This window comes from Aquamicrobium defluvii (assembly GCF_004363725.1).
GTDB classification, from domain to species: Bacteria; Pseudomonadota; Alphaproteobacteria; order Rhizobiales; family Rhizobiaceae; genus Mesorhizobium; species Mesorhizobium defluvii.
The window spans coordinates 1-14,830 of sequence record NZ_SNZF01000042.1; the positions used below are offsets into that span (position 1 = coordinate 1).

A 14,830-nucleotide genomic window follows, 5' to 3' on the forward strand; every position below is an offset into this window, starting at 1 on the left:
TCGTTCCTTCGCTACAATGAAGAGAAGAAGAAGTGGTCAGGGAAACTGAAGAAATTCAAAGAATCGATCGTTCATGCCCAGGCTCAGCTTGCAGAGAGGAAGATCTTTTCCGACCATTGGCAGCTCTGCATTCATCACTACATAGGCACGTTTGCAGCATCCCAATCAGCGGTGGAAAGGGAAAGAGAGGCGCGATCAGCCTTCCAAAGTGAAGGCTGGGCATCAGAAGTTCATTTCTCGTTCGGAACGATCCTGCCCGAAAATCTGCCGATAAATGCGCCGGGAAACAATTTCGATGACTTCATCGAGTTGACGAACATCTACTATGACCCTGCCATCCGAACGAAACACACAGATGTCGGGGGAGTGACGCATTTGGGGCTCGGCTATGCCGGTTGCGCGTTGCCTTTGGTTTTGGATCACAACACGCCAAACAACTCAGTGGCGCTGCTGTGGGCGGAAACCGAGGGCGGAGAGCGGGAAGGCGGCGTAATTGCGCCGCCGATGAGTCCACTTTTCCGCCGCCGACAGAGACACGTATAGGTGCGACTTGGTAAATCCATTTGAAAAACGCGCGACCGAGTATCTGCTGCAAGACGAGGCCTTTCTGGCTGTCGTTACACCAGAGCCGTTGTCTACGTTTTTCAAGAAGCCGGCGAAGGAGGGAAAGCTCTACGACCGGCTGGCGATGGTCATCGGGACGCCCGGAAGCGGGAAGACGACCCTCGCGCGATTGTTCAAATTCTCAACGCTTCAGGTCTTACTTCGGAATCGCGGATTCGAAACCTACAAGACTCTGATCGACGCGCTCACTTCTTGCGCTGCGATCCGTGACGGCAGGCCCGCTGTTATCGGCTGCCGGATATCGCTTGAAAGTGAATATCGCGAGTTTTGGGAGTTCCCGTATCCGGACAGCTTGAAGTCTTCGTTGACAGTCGCGCTGCTCCAGGCGCGGGCGGTTTTGGCGTGGCTCCGTGATGCGCAGGCCGCCGGAATTGGTCTTGAGAACATCGAGATCGTCGCCCGCCCCGATGCGGATGCTGCCCTTGAAGCTATTGGCGGTGCAAACGGCATTGGCCTGCAGCGCCGCGCCCGAGAAATGGAAACTGCGATCTACGAAATCTCCGCTGCCCTTGTTCCTCCGGACATAGATGAGGTCGAACAGAATGCGGCGGCAGCAGCGTATCGACCGCTGGATGTCATAGACGCGTTCCGGGTCAAGGATGGGTCTGGAGACCTGCAACTCATACCGTTGGTTGTCTTCGACGATGCACATTTTTTACACCCGAACCAGTTGCTTGCGCTCCAACGGTGGCTTGCGCGCAGAGAATTGCGGGTCGCCCGGTGGATACTGACACGCTTAGATGCGTTGGCGCCAGCAGATGTCCTTATTGAGGGAGAGAATGTCTTTGACGAGAGTGAGCCCGGCCTGAAGCGTGCGCGTGAGATCACCACGATCTGGATGCAGAGCAGCGAGGGGAGATCCAGCCAGCGTCGAGCCTTCCGCAAGATGGCGAAGGACATGGCCGGCCGATATCTCAGCCAGATGGACGTCTTCAACCGACGGGGCCTGAACACGCTTGGCGATCTTCTCTCCACGCATGTCGACGATCTTCCACCTTCGAAGGCCGACAGACTTGCGAAGAAAGTCGACGCGATTCAGCGACGAAATTCGATCACTGCTGAGCGTAGGGAGGCACTCGAACGGGAGGTTTCAGACTATCTGGCGAAAAGTGGCGAGCCTTCCAACGACCTAAGGCTGGCGATGCTCGCCATACTTCTCGAACGATATGCAAACCGAGTACCCCAACGCGGCCTCTTCGAGGAAGCGACCGATGTCGAGCCCTCTCGACCTGTGACAGCCAGTGCGGCGATCGCCGACGGTGCCAAGATCCATCTCCTGCATCAATTCGACCGACCATACTACTATGGCATCGACGCGCTCTGTGACGCGAGTTCGGAGAACGCAGAGCAGTTCCTTCACCTCGCAGCAAGGCTCGTGGCGCAGTCCGAAACTCAGTTGATACGGTCGAAGGCGCCGACACTTACCAGTCAGGTCCAACACAACCTGCTGCGCGATCGCGCGGGGGAGATGATCCGCGAATGGGATTTCCCTCTCCATCATCTTGTGAAACGGCTGTCACAGGGGATCGCCGACCAGTGCATTGAAAAGAGCTTGGAAGGCAACGCGTCGCTGAATGGCGGCGCCAACGCGTTCGGGATTCCTCAGGAAGAATTCGATCAGATCCCAAAATTGCAGCCGGACCTCGCAAAGGTCCTTCAGTTTGGGGTGGCCTACAACGCCTTCGTCCTGATTCCAAACCATGGCGCGAAGAACAAGCTCTGGTGTCTCGTTGAACTATCCGGGATTGTTCTCATCAAGAGCGGGTTGACCCTGAAAAGAGGGGGGTTCCTCGAACGTCGCGTGGAAGACCTCACCCGTTTGCTGGGCGAGGTCAAATAATGGCACACGGGTGGCGATGGGATCCGTGCGTATCGCACGATGGCTCAGAAGCGGAAGGCTTCGCTTCCGAGTACTTCTCGCAGACCGGCAGGAAAGCGCTGTTAATCGCAGGTGGTGGATTTGATCCACGGGCGACCCAGATCGCTGAGCGTCTGGCTGCCGCCGGTGCCGATGTTCAAGCGTTGTTCATCAGAGAGAACAGGCCCAATCCAGACTCCGAACTCACCCGCCGCGCCGAAAGGAATATTGAAAAGCTTCAGACGCTGCTTCCTTCGAATGACATCCTAGCTGTCGAGGTCTTCGGCGCCGATGGCGCGGTCGTCGGTGGGCGAAATGTTACACTGGGGGTGTCGCGTCACGATCTGAGCTCAGTAACAGACGTGATCGTCGACATCAGCGCTCTTTCGGTTGGCACGGCGTTCCCTTTGATCAGATTGTTCGTTGAGCGGATCAATCGAGGCAAGGATCCGCAGAACCTTCATCTGTTTGTGTCGCATGATCCCAATCTCGACGCGCAAATATCCTCTGTGGCGAGTGACGTTCCAGGCTATGTTCATGGGTTCAAAGGAGGGCTGACGCTAGACGCTGCCTCCCGGGCAGCGAAGTTGTGGCTGCCACAGCTCGCAATGGGGCGTCAGCAGGCTCTTTCTCGAGTCCACGATTTCGTTTCCCCGCACGACACATGCCCGATCCTGCCGTTTCCGGCGCGAGACCCACGCCTCGGTGACTTGCTGGCAGAGGAATATTTGGGAGAGTTCGAAAGCGGGTGGTCGGTCGATGCCCGTGACGTCGTATATGCTGATGAACAGGACCCGCTGCACCTTTATCGCACAATTCTGCGCTTGGATGATTTGCGCAAGCCGGTGTTCCGCGATGCGGGAGGATCGATCTTGGTTCTCTCTCCATTAGGAAGCAAGGTCATGTCCCTCGGCGCTTTGATGGCAGCCCTCGAAAGGGATTTACCAGTCGCTTACCTCGAATCGATAGGGTATGATTTCGATGCGTCTGCGGATCTTGCTTCGCCGGCGCCACATATCATTCATGTCTGGTTGGAGGGAGAGGTCTACCCGCAGCCGCGCCCCAGGCTGAAGAAAGGACACACCCCATGAACCATTCAAGCGAAAGGCCGAAGATCTTTGGCACGGGGTTGATCGCGCTCGATCTCGTCATCGGACTCGATAGTGAGGCGCCAGTGCATTCGTGGGCTGGCGGGACGTGTGGCAACGTCCTTACTATCATGCGTTATTTGGGCTGGGATGCCTACCCGATCGCCCGAATGAATGGTGATCCTGCGTCCGAACGTGTTCGGGCTGACCTAGTCAGGTGGGGAGTGAGCCTGGATCATACCAATTGCGCTCCGACGGGCCACACTCCGATTATCATTCAGCAAATTAAGCGAGCTCGCGATGGTTCGCCGACACATCGGTTCCTCTGGACGTGCCCACATTGCGGAAAACGTCTGCCCAGCTATAGGCCCGTGACGCAGCATGCAGTTGAAGAAGTCGCTCGGGACCTACCTGGCTCTTCTGTGTTTTTTATGGACCGGCTGTCAAGGGCAGCGCTTTCGCTCGCGGCGGAGGCCGCACATGCCGGGGCTGTGGTTGTGTTTGAACCGTCGGGGAAATCCGACGAAAAGCAGTTTGCTGAGGCGATGAAGATCGCGCATGTCGTGAAGTACTCCGATCAGCGCCTTTCCGAGGCGGGTGGCGCTATGACCGACGCAAGTGCCACCCTCCTCGAAATTCAGACGCTTGGTTCGGAAGGGCTGCGATACAGGCACCGTCTCGCTGGTCAGATTTCCGATTGGAGTCTCTGCCCCTCTGTCCCTGCGCCGCGCGTCATCGACACCTGTGGTGCGGGAGACTGGTGCACGGCCGGCATCCTGGCTCGTGCGGCTTCGCGAGGACTTTCAGGATTAAGAGAGATGGATGCTCAAGGATTGTCCGAGGCACTTCGCTTCGGGCAGGTTCTCGCCGCATGGAACTGCGGCTTCGAGGGTGCGCGAGGCGGCATGTATTCAGTCGAGACGTGGGAGTTTCAAAATCAAATCAATGCAATTATGAAAGGTCGGCCAGTCCTGCGCACCGTGGCCCGTCAAGAGCGCTCCGCACCATCGGTTGCATGTCCCGCTTGCCCGCCGACTCTCGGGGCTGCGGCGTCCGCATCAACCTAGTCTTCGGCGCTTCTTTCGACGTTTTTCTGTTGCCGCAATCATCGAATCCGGTCGAGACACGTCCAAAACGACTACGGTCAACTTGTCCTTCATTTCAAAAGGCAGGTCATCGGTGAGCATCTCCTCCAGCGCCTCGGGACTCTCCGGGACGTCGGCGCAGTCGCCTCTGGACGGAGTTCTGAACTCTGTGCCGAACCAGAAGACCAGGTAGATTCCAAAGCCGCACGCTTGGGCATCTGAAGCATAGCCTGCAAGCTGGCTGATAGCTGCCGTCCAGAGTTCAGCGTTATAGTGTCGCTTGGCCTCGATCGGGAGGTTATTTCCGGCGTGACTGAGCAGAAGAATGTCCGCTCTCGTATTTTCGCCGCGACGGGCCTCGGGGAGGCCCGCTGCAATTCCATATCTTTCGAACCGTGGCCGAAGCAGTTCGAGGAGACGGTCTCTTGTCGATTTACACTTCAATCTTGGACTCGGGCGTTTTTGGCAATAATGTTACACTCCAATTGAGACTCAGGACGAGTGAGTCTCAATTGAAGTGTAAGGGTCTGGGCGGCTATGCGAAGGCTGCTTCCTTCTCCAAGGCTGGCCTCCAGGATTCAATGCTGTCGTCGGTGATGCGCTCGATACCATTCTGGATCGCCTCGATTGCGAGCTCGTTGAGTATCCCGAATACGCGAGCTGTGATGCCGTCACCGAGGCGAGAAAGGTGCCGTAGGCTTTGGCTTGACAAAGAGGATGGCAGCCTGAGCGGCAGGCTGCGTAGGATCGCCGTTACAAGTTCCTGGAACTCCTCATCTGCCTTCCATCTGGGCAGCACAAACTGATCCAGACGTCGGGCCAGTTGTGTGTCGCCGGCAATCGCATCACGCGCTTCCGATACGCCAAGGCAGACAAGCGACGCTTTGATCTCGTTGCTCAGATATCGCAGAAGCTGGAGGATCACCCGCTGTTCCCTCGGCGTGCCGGCGAGGAGGTTATGCACCTCGTCAAACACCAGAACACGCACATTGTTGCTTTTCAGCAAGAGGACGGTTCGGATCTCGAGTTCCATGAGGGTCAGACGTTCGTTGATGCTGGCTCCCATGGCCATGAGCAACTGCCCGTAGATCCGGCGCTCTGTCGGACGTGATGTCAACGTAATCGCTAGCACCGGCATGCTCTCCACGCCGGTGCTGGGGTTGATCGTCGGTGGATGATCGCGCTTGAACTTTTCCACGAGCATTGTCTTGCCCATCCCGCTATGACCATAGATTGCGAGACCGGGTGGACGTGTTGTTGGCGGATGGTCGCACAACGCATCAAGATGGCGTAACACCCGGCGAGCGCGATCAAAGCCAACCCAACGATCGGATCGAATGGCGCGTATCCTTGCATGGTTCTGCCCATTTACCAGTGCGGCAGCGCCGGGTGCCAGATGCGGGAGTTCAATCATTGATCCCAGAATTCCGTGTCGTCGTCTGAATGGATTGGTTTTGTCATATCGATTGCCGTAACGGGACTGTGTTCCTCGTGTCCCGATTCAATAGGTCTGCGCTTAATATTACGGCGCGCTCTTGCGCTTGAGGATGCGGCGATATCCTCGATCTCCCTTTGCTGCGCGATGGCTGCAAAGATAACGTCTTCCTGCAACTCAATCCGTCCCTGGTCTCTAAGTGTCTTTTTGGCATGCTTCCACTCCCACCAGGACACAGGCGGGAATGCGAGGTTGCGGTACCGTGCTTCGATAAACCGGCCATCTGATTGACGAACGAATATTCGGGATAGGTCGCGCGGGTCATATTTGATCTCGAGTTCGGCACCGCGTCCGACGTCGCGCGACAGGGCGTCGGACCAGTACCGGATCTTCTCCAGATGAATGCCGTCCTTCAGCAAACGGCGCCGATCGCCAGGAAGGAAGCTGGTCCAGAATGCCATTCGATCAGATGGCAGGTTGAAGTCGACTTCACCTTGCTGCTCACGCCAGACGGCCAGGGGAGGGCGCAACAGTGATGAGTGGATGCGCTGATGGTATTTGCCTGTGATTTCCAGGGCGATCCATTTCTCCAACTCTCGCAGTGTAAGGTTGGCACGGCCCTCGGAATCGTAGCCGCCTCGGATCTTCACATTGCTGAACGTTGTGCCGGGCAGCAGATGTACCGCCCCCATCATTGTGCCGATCAGCCGCTCGATATGCCCCCCAAAGCGCGGTGTTGCCGGCGGCCTGAACTGGAGCTTTATGCCGTACTCTTTGCAGGCATCGGACAATGCCCGTGACCGGAAATCCGCGCCATTGTCGCAATGAAGAACCTCGGGCAATCCAGCGACAGGCCAGGGGATGTCAATTTCGCGCTCATCCAGCCAGGCAGTCTTGTCGTACACCGCGTGCAGGAGGCAGAGGCCAACAGACGTACTTGATGGCGCCTCCAATGATAGATGGAACCCCGCGACCATTCTTGTGCAAACGTCGATTGCAATCGTCAGAACTGGTCGACCGATGGGCCGGCGAAACTGTTCGTCGACAACAATGACGTCAACGATGGTGTGATCGATCTGCCAAACGGCGTTCGGCTTGGCGACAGAGAACCGACCGGGGCTTGGCGTGGATGCGGCCTCGATCTCGCGCTCCCCGCGTTTGCGGGCCGCTGACAGTGGGATAAGTTCCGATACCCTCCGCTGGACGGTGCTGCGGTGAGGCGGGGACAAACCTTCGGTGAGGCAGACTTCCCGGATACGCCGCAACAGCGCAGCAAGGCTTGGCTTCTCCTTCTTGAGCCAGAAGCTAACCACTTGCTCGGCAATGACGCGCTCAGTTCTCGGGTCGAGCCTGACCGCGCCTTCGTGCGTACCACGTTTCATGGGTCGCAAACTTGATGCGCGTTGCGTCTTTCTGAACCGCGCAGCCAGCCGGAACAGAGTCGATCGCGGGATGCCAAACCTTTCGCGCGCAGCCGCAACAACCTCAGCGGTTACTTGCCCGCCTGTACGGCGAAGCAGATATCGAAGGAACTCTTCCGGGCTGTCATCTTGATCGGGGAAATCCGAAGATGAGGTCATACGCGACAGTACGGTCAATCGACCGGTCGATCAATCTCAATTTGAGTGTAACAAATGCTCGCCGGAGTCTCGTTTGAAGCGTAAGGCGTTACACTTCAGTCTCTCGCAAACCGTTGAAAACGCTCAATGTGTGAGTCCCAGTTTCAAACATAAATCGACAGAGGCCGTAATCGGTGATCGGGGCGTGGCGTTGGCCGCGACAGTAGGTGTTTACGCCGCGTAACGCACCTGTGCTGGGCCTGTTCGGTGCTTCGGTCACGATCACCTCACAGTTTTATCGTCTCCAGCCGAAAGCCCATGCCGATTAGCCGCTCGCCAGATGCGGCAGGAAACACGAGCGGCCGATGAAAGGCATGAACGATGGCTGCCCCGAAGAAGGCTTGGAACCCGCCCAGGGCCATGGTCGTCTGGGAACAAACTTCCTCTGAAGCCGTTTCTGACGCGAGTATCGCGTAGGAGGGCGGCCTTGGCCCCAAGAGCAAACTGGAAGGGATTTTTAAAGGTCGCCCAGGTCAGCTGCCCGGTGGCTCTTTACACCGCCGCGTCAACCTCGGAACGCATCGCCTTTCATACCCTCAATCGGGCCACCGGCCATCGGGTTCTGCGCCGGTTTGTCGATAGCGATACCGGCAAGCCAGTTGACCGCGAGGAGCAGGTGAAGGGCTACGAGGTCGGTTCGGGCGAATATATCGTGCTTGATCCCGACGAAGTCTCCGCCGCGGTTCCAGACAGTGACAAAACTCTGACGGTTTCGACTTTCATCAGCTGTGGCGACATTGATGACGTCTATTTCGACAAGCCGTACTATCTCGCGCCAACCGGCCGCCATGCCGAAGAGGCGTACGCCCTGATCCGCGAGGGCATGCGGAAAAAGAAGGTTGCGGCGCTCGCTCAAACCGTGTTGTTCCGCCGCGTTCGCACCGTATTGATCCGCGCACACAGGGTCGGGTTGATCGCAACAACCCTCAATTTCGACTACGAGGTCCGCTCAGCAAAGGACGCTTTCGACAGTGTTCCCGATATGAAGATCAAGGGCGAGATGCTGGAGTTGGCCGAACACATCATCAAGACCAAAAGCGGAAAATTCAATCCGAGGGAATTCGACGACCGGTACGAGGCGGCCCTGGCCGATGTGGTCAAGGCGAAAATCGAAGGCCGCAAGATCGAGGTTCGCAAGCCGCCTAGGCCAGACAAGGTTGTCGACCTGATGGCTGCGCTGCGTGAAAGCGCTGGCATTTCCGGCAAGAAGACGGCCAGCACCAAGACGAAATCGAAGGCATCATCCGGCAAGGCGAAAGCCGCGCCTGCTCGCCGAAAGGCAAGCTGAGCATGGCGACGCTCGAGACCTATCGCCAAAAGCGCAACTTCGGTGCCACCTCCGAACCCAAAGGCAGGAAGGCCCGGAAAGCCGGCAACGCCTTCGTCATCCAGAAGCATGCCGCAACAAGACTGCACTACGATCTGCGGCTGGAAATGGATGGCGTTATGAAGAGCTGGGCAGTAACGAAGGGTCCCAGTCTGGTTCCGGGCGAAAAGCGGCTGGCCGTTCATGTCGAGGATCATCCGCTTGAATATAACGAGTTCGAAGGCACGATCCCCAAGGGCGAATATGGTGGCGGAACGGTCATCATCTGGGATCGGGGCACCTGGAATCCCATCCATGATGGCCGAAAAGGCTATGCCAAGGGCCGTCTTGAGTTTGAACTGATCGGGGAGAAGCTCTCGGGCCGCTGGCACCTAGTCAAGATGCACGGCAAGCCTTCCGAGAAGCGTGAGAACTGGCTGCTGATCAAGGGCGAGGACGATGCCGCCCGGATGGCCGGCGGTCCCGATATTCTCGAGGAGAGGCCGGAATCGGTGAAGACCGGCCGCGAGATCGAGGAGGTTGCCGGCGAGGCTCCGGGCTGGTCGTCGAAAACCGGAAAGATCGCCAAGTCGGCAGCGCGAATACCGACTCAATCCGTTAAGAGGGACGAGTCGGAGGTTCTGGTAGAGCTTCCCGACCCGTCCTCTGTCAAAGGCGCGAAAAAGGCCCCGCTGCCGGATTTCGTTGAACCCACCTTCGCCAGCCTCATGACGGCGCCGCCGACCGGCGATCGCTGGATTCACGAGATCAAGTTCGACGGCTATCGGCTGCAGGCACGCATCGAGGCCGGGCGGGTCAAGCTTCTGACCCGTAGCGGTCTCGACTGGACCAGGAAATTCGGCAAAGAAGTCATGTCAGCACTCCAGGCTCTGCCAATTGGCACGGCGCTGATCGATGGCGAACTTGTCGTTGAGACCGGCTCGGGTGCGTCGGATTTTTCCGCCCTCCAGGCCGATCTCAGCGCTGGCCGATCGGACCGGTTCGCCTTCTATGTCTTCGATCTGCTTTATCTCGATGGCTATGATCTGCGCGCCTTGCCGCTGGTCGAGCGTAAGACGATGCTCGAGCAAATCGTCGGCACTGAGCCGGGCCTTGTCCGCTACAGCGGCCATTTCGATGAAAATGGCGGCCTCGTCCTTCGCCATGCGTGTCGGCTGAGCCTGGAAGGCGTCATCTCGAAACTGCGGGATGGGCCATACCGGTCGGGCCGCAGCAAGGCGTGGGTCAAATCGAAATGCTCGGCCCGCCAGGAGTTCGTCATTGCCGGCTACGTGCCGTCCTCCACCTCCCGCAAGGCCATCGGCTCCCTGGTGTTGGGCGTCTATGACGACGGCAAACTGGAACATGTGGGGCGCGTCGGCACCGGATTCACCGGCGCCGTAGCGGAGGCCCTGTTCAAGCGGCTCGATCGGATGCGCATCGCTGCCAGTCCCTTTGCCGACAAGCTCACCGCCGAGGAAGCGCGGCTTGCCCGCTATGTCCGTCCCGAACTGGTGGCCGAGGTGGAGTTCCGGGCGTGGACAGCGGACGGTCATTTGCGCCATGCCTCGTTCCGGGGGCTGCGCGAAGACAAGCCGGCGAGTGAAATCGTGCGGGAGATCCCCAAGAGCAAGACGGCAACCCCAAAGCCACAGAAGCGAATCGTCACGCTGACCCATCCCGATCGGATTTATTGGCCGGACGAAGGTGTCACCAAGGAAGGGCTTGCCGACTATTACACCGAAGTCTGGCGCTACATCGCACCCTACATCGTCGGTCGCCCCTTGGCATTGCTTCGCTGCCCGAGCGGGATCACCGGTCAGATGTTCTTCCAGAAGCACGCCTGGAAGGGGCTCAACAAGCATATCGTTCTGGTGAACGACCCCAAGGACAAGGACGACGAGCCGCTGATTTCGATCAACGACCTCAACGGATTGATGGGTCTCGTGCAATCCGCCGTCCTGGAAATCCATCCCTGGGGCTCGACGGTTGCGGATTGGGATCGGCCCGACACGATCATCATGGATCTCGATCCCGGCGGGGGTGTCGCTTGGGAGACGATCATCACCGCAGCCGAAGAAGTTCGGCAGCGGCTCAAGGATGCGGGTTTGACGGCTTTCGTCAAGACGTCTGGCGGCAAAGGGCTGCATGTGGTGGCGCCGCTCAAGCCCAAGGCGGACTGGCCCGCGGTGAAAGCGTTCACCAAGGCGATTGCGGACAGCATGGCTGCCGATAGCCCCGACCAATACGTATCGACGATCACCAAGTCGAGGCGGCAGGGCAAGATTTTGATCGACTATCTGCGCAATCAGCGCGGCATGACGGCCGTGGCCCCTTATTCGACACGCGCCCGGCCAGGCGCTGCCGTATCGATGCCGCTCGCTTGGGAGGAGCTGAGCCCGGGGGTCGGTCCGGATTATTTCACCGTGGACAACACACCCACGCGGATCGCCGCACTGACATCGGACCCTTGGGAACAGTTTCGCGCCGAAGCCAAGCCGCTGGCCGCTTCGGCCGGCCGCAAACGCAAAGCGGGCTAGCGAGGTGGGCCGCGCAACTCGTTCAGATCCTGCTACCGCTGACCGACAATGACGGGAAGCCCTTTCCGTCCGAGATGTTCGAAACTCTCAAAGCAGATCTGACCAAAGCGTATCAGGGCGTGACGGCTTTCGTGCAGGCTCCGGCCCAAGGCCGTTGGTCCCAGGAGGGCGCCCGCACGGCCGAGGAAGACATCGTCATTTTCGAAGTGATGGTTGCGGACCTGGATTTGGGCCAATGGCAGCAGCGGCGCGGCGACCTCGAAATCCGGTTCCGGCAGGCGCGGGTTGTGATCCGCCATATGGACATCGGACTGATCTAAGGCACAACCATGCCCTCCAAGCTGATCCAAAAAACCAGCTATGATGAAGAGCGCCGTGTTCTCTCTGTCTGGTTTGTGCCCAGCGGACACCGGTACGACTACGAGGGGGTCCCGCCGGACGTCAATGCGAATTTCCGCCGCGCGTTCTCAAAGGGCAGTTTCTTCAATGCCTATATCCGCAATCGCTTTCCATATCGACATGTAGACGAGGCCGAGGATTGAAGGCGCTATTTCCGCTTCTGCTTGGCTTCCGAGCCGATGCTTTTGCGGAGCGCATCCATGATGTTGATAACGTTGCTCGCGGGTTCTTCGGCTGTGGAATTGGGTCTGGCGACGCGCTTCCCGCCTTTCTTTTTGGCTGCGATTATGTCGATCAGCTTGTCCTGGACCGGGTCGTCGACCATTTTGGGGTTCCAGGGCGCGGTACGCTCGTCGATCAGCTTGGTGACCAACGTCATGAGCTTGGGATCAGGTTTGCCTTCCTTGATATGGCCGAAATAATCCGTCTCGTCGCGGACTTCGTCACCATAGCGCAGTGTCCAGAGAACGATGCCCTTGTCACGCGGTACGAGCATCACGGCTCGCTCCCGGCGGTACATGACCAGCCGCGAAATCCCGACCATATCGGTGGACGCCATCGCATCGCGGATGACCGAAAAGGCTTCCTCGCCGACCGGATCGTTCGGCGTCAGGTAATGCGGCTTGTCGTACCAGATCCATTCGATGGTATCGCGAGGAACGAAGCTGTCGATATCGATGGTGCGCGTGCTTTCCAGCGCAACCGCGTCGATTTCATCGTCCTCCAGCATGACGTAATCGTCTTCCCCTCGCTGGTAGCCTTTGACCTCGTCATCTTCGTCGACGGGCTTTTCGGAAACAGCATCGACATACTGGCTGACCACGCGGTTCCCAGTCTTGGCGTTGAGAGTGTGAAAGCGGACTTTTTCATTTTCGGATGTCGCCGGCGTCATTGCCACCGGGCAGGTGACCAGCGAGAGCTTGAGATAGCCTTTCCAGAATGAACGCGGCGCCATGTGACAACTTCCCGGGGGGACTGCGCAACAACGGATTCAACGCGGCTTTTGTTCCTCTTACCCCGCGCTGTCACAAGCTCGGCAAATGCGACAGAATCACCCAGGCTGGCGCATGATCGCTGGCTCTGTCCCAGCCCCGCACTTCACGGTCGACACCGGCGGCGACAATGTGATCCTTCAATGTGGGCGAGAGGAGCAGGTGATCGAGCCGGAGACCGGCATCGCGCCCCCAGGCGTTCCGCAGATAGTCCCAAAACGTATAGATCCGCTCGCCGGGATGGCAGGTGCGGATCGCGTCGGTCCAGCCCTGGTCGAGCAGTTGCTGATAGGCGCTGCGCACTTCTGGCCGGAACAGAGCGTCGTCGATCCAGCGTTCGGGTTTATAGACGTCGAGCTCGGTGGGCATGACGTTGAAATCGCCGACCAACATCACCGGCGCGCCCGTCGCCAGCAGCGTGCTGGCATGCCCGATCAAACGGCGGAACCACCGAAGCTTGTAGTCAAATTTTGGTCCCGATGCCGGATTGCCGTTCGGGAGATAAAGGCACCCGATGAGGACGCCTTTGACCGCCGCCTCAATATAGCGGCTGTGTTCGTCCTCGACATTCCCTGGCAGTCCCCGGCGAATCTCGATGGGCTCGCTGCCCCGAGACAGGATGGCCACCCCGTTCCATCGACTCTGCCCATGCCACACCGCTTCGTAGCCGGCGGCGCGCAATGCGGCCACTGGGAACTTGTATTGCGGCGCCTTCAATTCCTGAAGGCAGACGATATCGGGCTGGGCCTGCTTGAGCCAAAGGAGGAGGACAGAAAGCCGGCCATTGATCCCGTTCACGTTGAACGTCGCGACTTTCAGACCGGGTGAGCGTTGCCGTACTGCCACGGTGACCGGTTCAGGACTTCCGGTCGCCGCGATCGCCTTCACCGGGTTTGCTCACGGCTTGGGCTTTTTGCCGGCGATCCCGCGTCAGAGATTTGCCGACGTCGACGGATTCCCTGAGCTGGCCCTTCTCGTCACGGCGCACATAGCGCTTGTCCGTACCGGTATGGATGAGGTCACGCTTGGTCACACTTGTCTCCTTTGCTGGTCGCCGCTGATTAGCCTATTCCATTGCCACGTCCCTGAACGACGCCATTGATGAAACTGGCCTCCCGCGATGTAAGGCTCGCACACAGACAGGTGAAATTCCGCCGTCGCGCGCTCCTGGGGCCCCCGCTCCGTGCAGCTACGAACTCGCGATGACGACTTCGGTTCCGGAACCATTCTCTCAGGCGTGGGTTTGAAGATTATCGGTGATCGCGTTTCTTGCCAGATTTGACCCGGTCCAACCGTCAACGTCCATCCAGGCACGAGGAGCGTCCAATGGCTCGCGGCGACAAGAAGCATTTCGGCAAGGCAAGCCAGGGAAAGGGTTCCGGCGCCGGCGCGATGACCGAAGCTGACACAGATTCTGTCGGCGAGAACGAAATCCTGTCAAACCGGGACAAGCAGCAGCATTCGAAGGACCGAGGGCAGGACGGTAACGCGATCAAGACCGAACAGGGCCAAGACCATTCGGCCAACCGTCGACCTTAGGAGATCGGAGCGATGCCCCACCTTAGTCCTGAAATACAATCCTGCGTCGACGAGTGCCTGCGCTGCCACTCTGCGTGCCTCTCCACCGCCATGAACCATTGCCTGGAAATGGGAGACGAGCATGTTGAGAAGGACCATTTCACCTTGATGATGGCGTGCGCCGAGATATGTCGCACTGCGGCACACTTCATGCTTATCGGCACCCCGCACCATCGGCATATCTGCGCGGAATGCGCCGAAATCTGCGCCGAGTGCGCCCAAGACTGCGAGCGGATCGGTGACATGGAGGAATGCGTCAACGCTTGCCGCCGCTGCGCCGAAAGCTGTCGCCGGATGGCCGCCTGA

Annotated in this window: 16 protein-coding genes; 10 read left to right on the forward strand and 6 right to left on the reverse strand. The window is 58.6% G+C overall.

Features of this window, described 5'->3' with window-relative positions; all coding sequences use genetic code 11:
• The 4 genes from DES43_RS22515 to DES43_RS20365 form a co-directional block, all read left to right on the forward strand.
• Positions 1-543 (forward strand): phosphoribosyltransferase-like protein (locus tag DES43_RS22515; RefSeq protein ID WP_425359074.1); only part of this gene is annotated, 543 nt, incomplete at its 5' end.
• 7 nt (positions 544-550) lie between these two features.
• Positions 551-2,464, forward strand: coding sequence for a hypothetical protein (locus tag DES43_RS20355; RefSeq protein ID WP_133676095.1), 1,914 nt, complete (start codon positions 551-553; stop codon positions 2,462-2,464).
• A complete protein-coding gene (locus DES43_RS20360) occupies positions 2,464-3,573 on the forward strand; it encodes a hypothetical protein (protein ID WP_133676097.1) in 1,110 nt (369 codons plus the stop codon). The genes DES43_RS20355 and DES43_RS20360 overlap by 1 nt, the downstream gene beginning before the upstream one ends.
• On the forward strand, positions 3,570-4,637 hold the full coding sequence (locus DES43_RS20365; RefSeq protein WP_133676099.1) for a PfkB family carbohydrate kinase: 1,068 nt from the start codon (positions 3,570-3,572) through the stop codon (positions 4,635-4,637). The genes DES43_RS20360 and DES43_RS20365 overlap by 4 nt, the downstream gene beginning before the upstream one ends.
• Here the strand turns inward: DES43_RS20365 and DES43_RS20370 are convergent.
• The 3 genes from DES43_RS20370 to DES43_RS20380 all read right to left on the reverse strand — a co-directional run bounded on the left by DES43_RS20370 (position 4,629) and on the right by DES43_RS20380 (position 7,688).
• Entirely contained in the window at positions 4,629-5,099 is a 471-nt protein-coding gene (locus DES43_RS20370; RefSeq protein ID WP_133676101.1) for a hypothetical protein, read from the reverse strand. The two genes, DES43_RS20365 and DES43_RS20370, sit on opposite strands and share 9 nt — an antisense overlap.
• Positions 5,100-5,190: 91 nt before the next feature.
• Positions 5,191-6,069 (reverse strand): TniB family NTP-binding protein, encoded by an 879-nt coding sequence (locus DES43_RS20375; protein ID WP_133676103.1) that lies wholly within the window; start codon positions 6,067-6,069, stop codon positions 5,191-5,193.
• Positions 6,066-7,688, reverse strand: coding sequence for a Mu transposase C-terminal domain-containing protein (locus tag DES43_RS20380; RefSeq protein ID WP_133676105.1), 1,623 nt, complete (start codon positions 7,686-7,688; stop codon positions 6,066-6,068). The genes DES43_RS20375 and DES43_RS20380 overlap by 4 nt, the downstream gene beginning before the upstream one ends.
• Positions 7,689-8,136: 448 nt before the next feature.
• Between DES43_RS20380 and ku (DES43_RS20385) the strand changes: the two genes are divergently transcribed.
• The 4 genes from ku (DES43_RS20385) (at position 8,137) to DES43_RS20400 (ending at position 12,097) form a co-directional block, all read left to right on the forward strand.
• On the forward strand, positions 8,137-8,997 hold the full coding sequence (gene ku, locus DES43_RS20385) for a non-homologous end joining protein Ku (protein WP_133676107.1): 861 nt from the start codon (positions 8,137-8,139) through the stop codon (positions 8,995-8,997).
• A 2-nt stretch (positions 8,998-8,999) separates the two neighbouring features.
• The gene (gene ligD, locus DES43_RS20390) at positions 9,000-11,555 is read left to right on the forward strand and encodes a DNA ligase D (protein WP_133676109.1); all 2,556 of its coding nucleotides are present in this window, start codon (positions 9,000-9,002) and stop codon (positions 11,553-11,555) included.
• Positions 11,556-11,629: 74 nt separating this feature from the next.
• Entirely contained in the window at positions 11,630-11,875 is a 246-nt protein-coding gene (locus DES43_RS20395; protein WP_245514610.1) for a hypothetical protein, read from the forward strand.
• 9 nt (positions 11,876-11,884) lie between these two features.
• Positions 11,885-12,097 carry a KTSC domain-containing protein gene (locus DES43_RS20400; protein ID WP_133676110.1) on the forward strand — a complete coding sequence of 71 codons (213 nt, stop codon included), beginning with the start codon at positions 11,885-11,887 and terminating at the stop codon, positions 12,095-12,097.
• Between the two features lie 5 nt (positions 12,098-12,102).
• Here DES43_RS20400 and ku (DES43_RS20405) read toward each other — a convergent pair whose 3' ends face one another.
• From ku (DES43_RS20405) to DES43_RS22520, 3 genes are all read right to left on the reverse strand, one after another.
• The gene (gene ku / locus DES43_RS20405) at positions 12,103-12,909 is read right to left on the reverse strand and encodes a non-homologous end joining protein Ku (RefSeq protein WP_133676112.1); all 807 of its coding nucleotides are present in this window, start codon (positions 12,907-12,909) and stop codon (positions 12,103-12,105) included.
• A gap of 70 nt (positions 12,910-12,979) precedes the next feature.
• Positions 12,980-13,765 (reverse strand): exodeoxyribonuclease III, encoded by a 786-nt coding sequence (gene xth, locus DES43_RS20410; protein WP_133676137.1) that lies wholly within the window; start codon positions 13,763-13,765, stop codon positions 12,980-12,982.
• 37 nt (positions 13,766-13,802) lie between these two features.
• Entirely contained in the window at positions 13,803-13,979 is a 177-nt protein-coding gene (locus DES43_RS22520) for a hypothetical protein (protein WP_166647792.1), read from the reverse strand.
• A gap of 293 nt (positions 13,980-14,272) precedes the next feature.
• Here DES43_RS22520 and DES43_RS20415 point away from each other — a divergent pair, with 293 nt between their 5' ends.
• Positions 14,273-14,485, forward strand: coding sequence for a hypothetical protein (locus tag DES43_RS20415; RefSeq protein ID WP_133676114.1), 213 nt, complete (start codon positions 14,273-14,275; stop codon positions 14,483-14,485).
• 12 nt (positions 14,486-14,497) lie between these two features.
• Positions 14,498-14,830 (forward strand): four-helix bundle copper-binding protein, encoded by a 333-nt coding sequence (locus tag DES43_RS23090; RefSeq protein WP_133676117.1) that lies wholly within the window; start codon positions 14,498-14,500, stop codon positions 14,828-14,830.

Bases quoted from the DNA above. Each gene is read 5' to 3' on its own strand.
- DES43_RS20360 (WP_133676097.1), top strand. From the start codon at position 2,464: ATGGCACACGGGTGGCGATGGGATCCGTGCGTATCGCACGATGGCTCA.
- ligD (WP_133676109.1), top strand. From the start codon at position 9,000: ATGGCGACGCTCGAGACCTATCGCCAAAAGCGCAACTTCGGTGCCACC.
- DES43_RS23090 (WP_133676117.1), top strand. From the start codon at position 14,498: ATGCCCCACCTTAGTCCTGAAATACAATCCTGCGTCGACGAGTGCCTG.
- DES43_RS20400 (WP_133676110.1), top strand. From the start codon at position 11,885: ATGCCCTCCAAGCTGATCCAAAAAACCAGCTATGATGAAGAGCGCCGT.
- DES43_RS20375 (WP_133676103.1), bottom strand. From the start codon at position 6,069: ATGATTGAACTCCCGCATCTGGCACCCGGCGCTGCCGCACTGGTAAAT.
- DES43_RS20395 (WP_245514610.1), top strand. From the start codon at position 11,630: ATGTTCGAAACTCTCAAAGCAGATCTGACCAAAGCGTATCAGGGCGTG.
- DES43_RS20365 (WP_133676099.1), top strand. From the start codon at position 3,570: ATGAACCATTCAAGCGAAAGGCCGAAGATCTTTGGCACGGGGTTGATC.
- DES43_RS20415 (WP_133676114.1), top strand. From the start codon at position 14,273: ATGGCTCGCGGCGACAAGAAGCATTTCGGCAAGGCAAGCCAGGGAAAG.
- ku (WP_133676112.1), bottom strand. From the start codon at position 12,909: ATGGCGCCGCGTTCATTCTGGAAAGGCTATCTCAAGCTCTCGCTGGTC.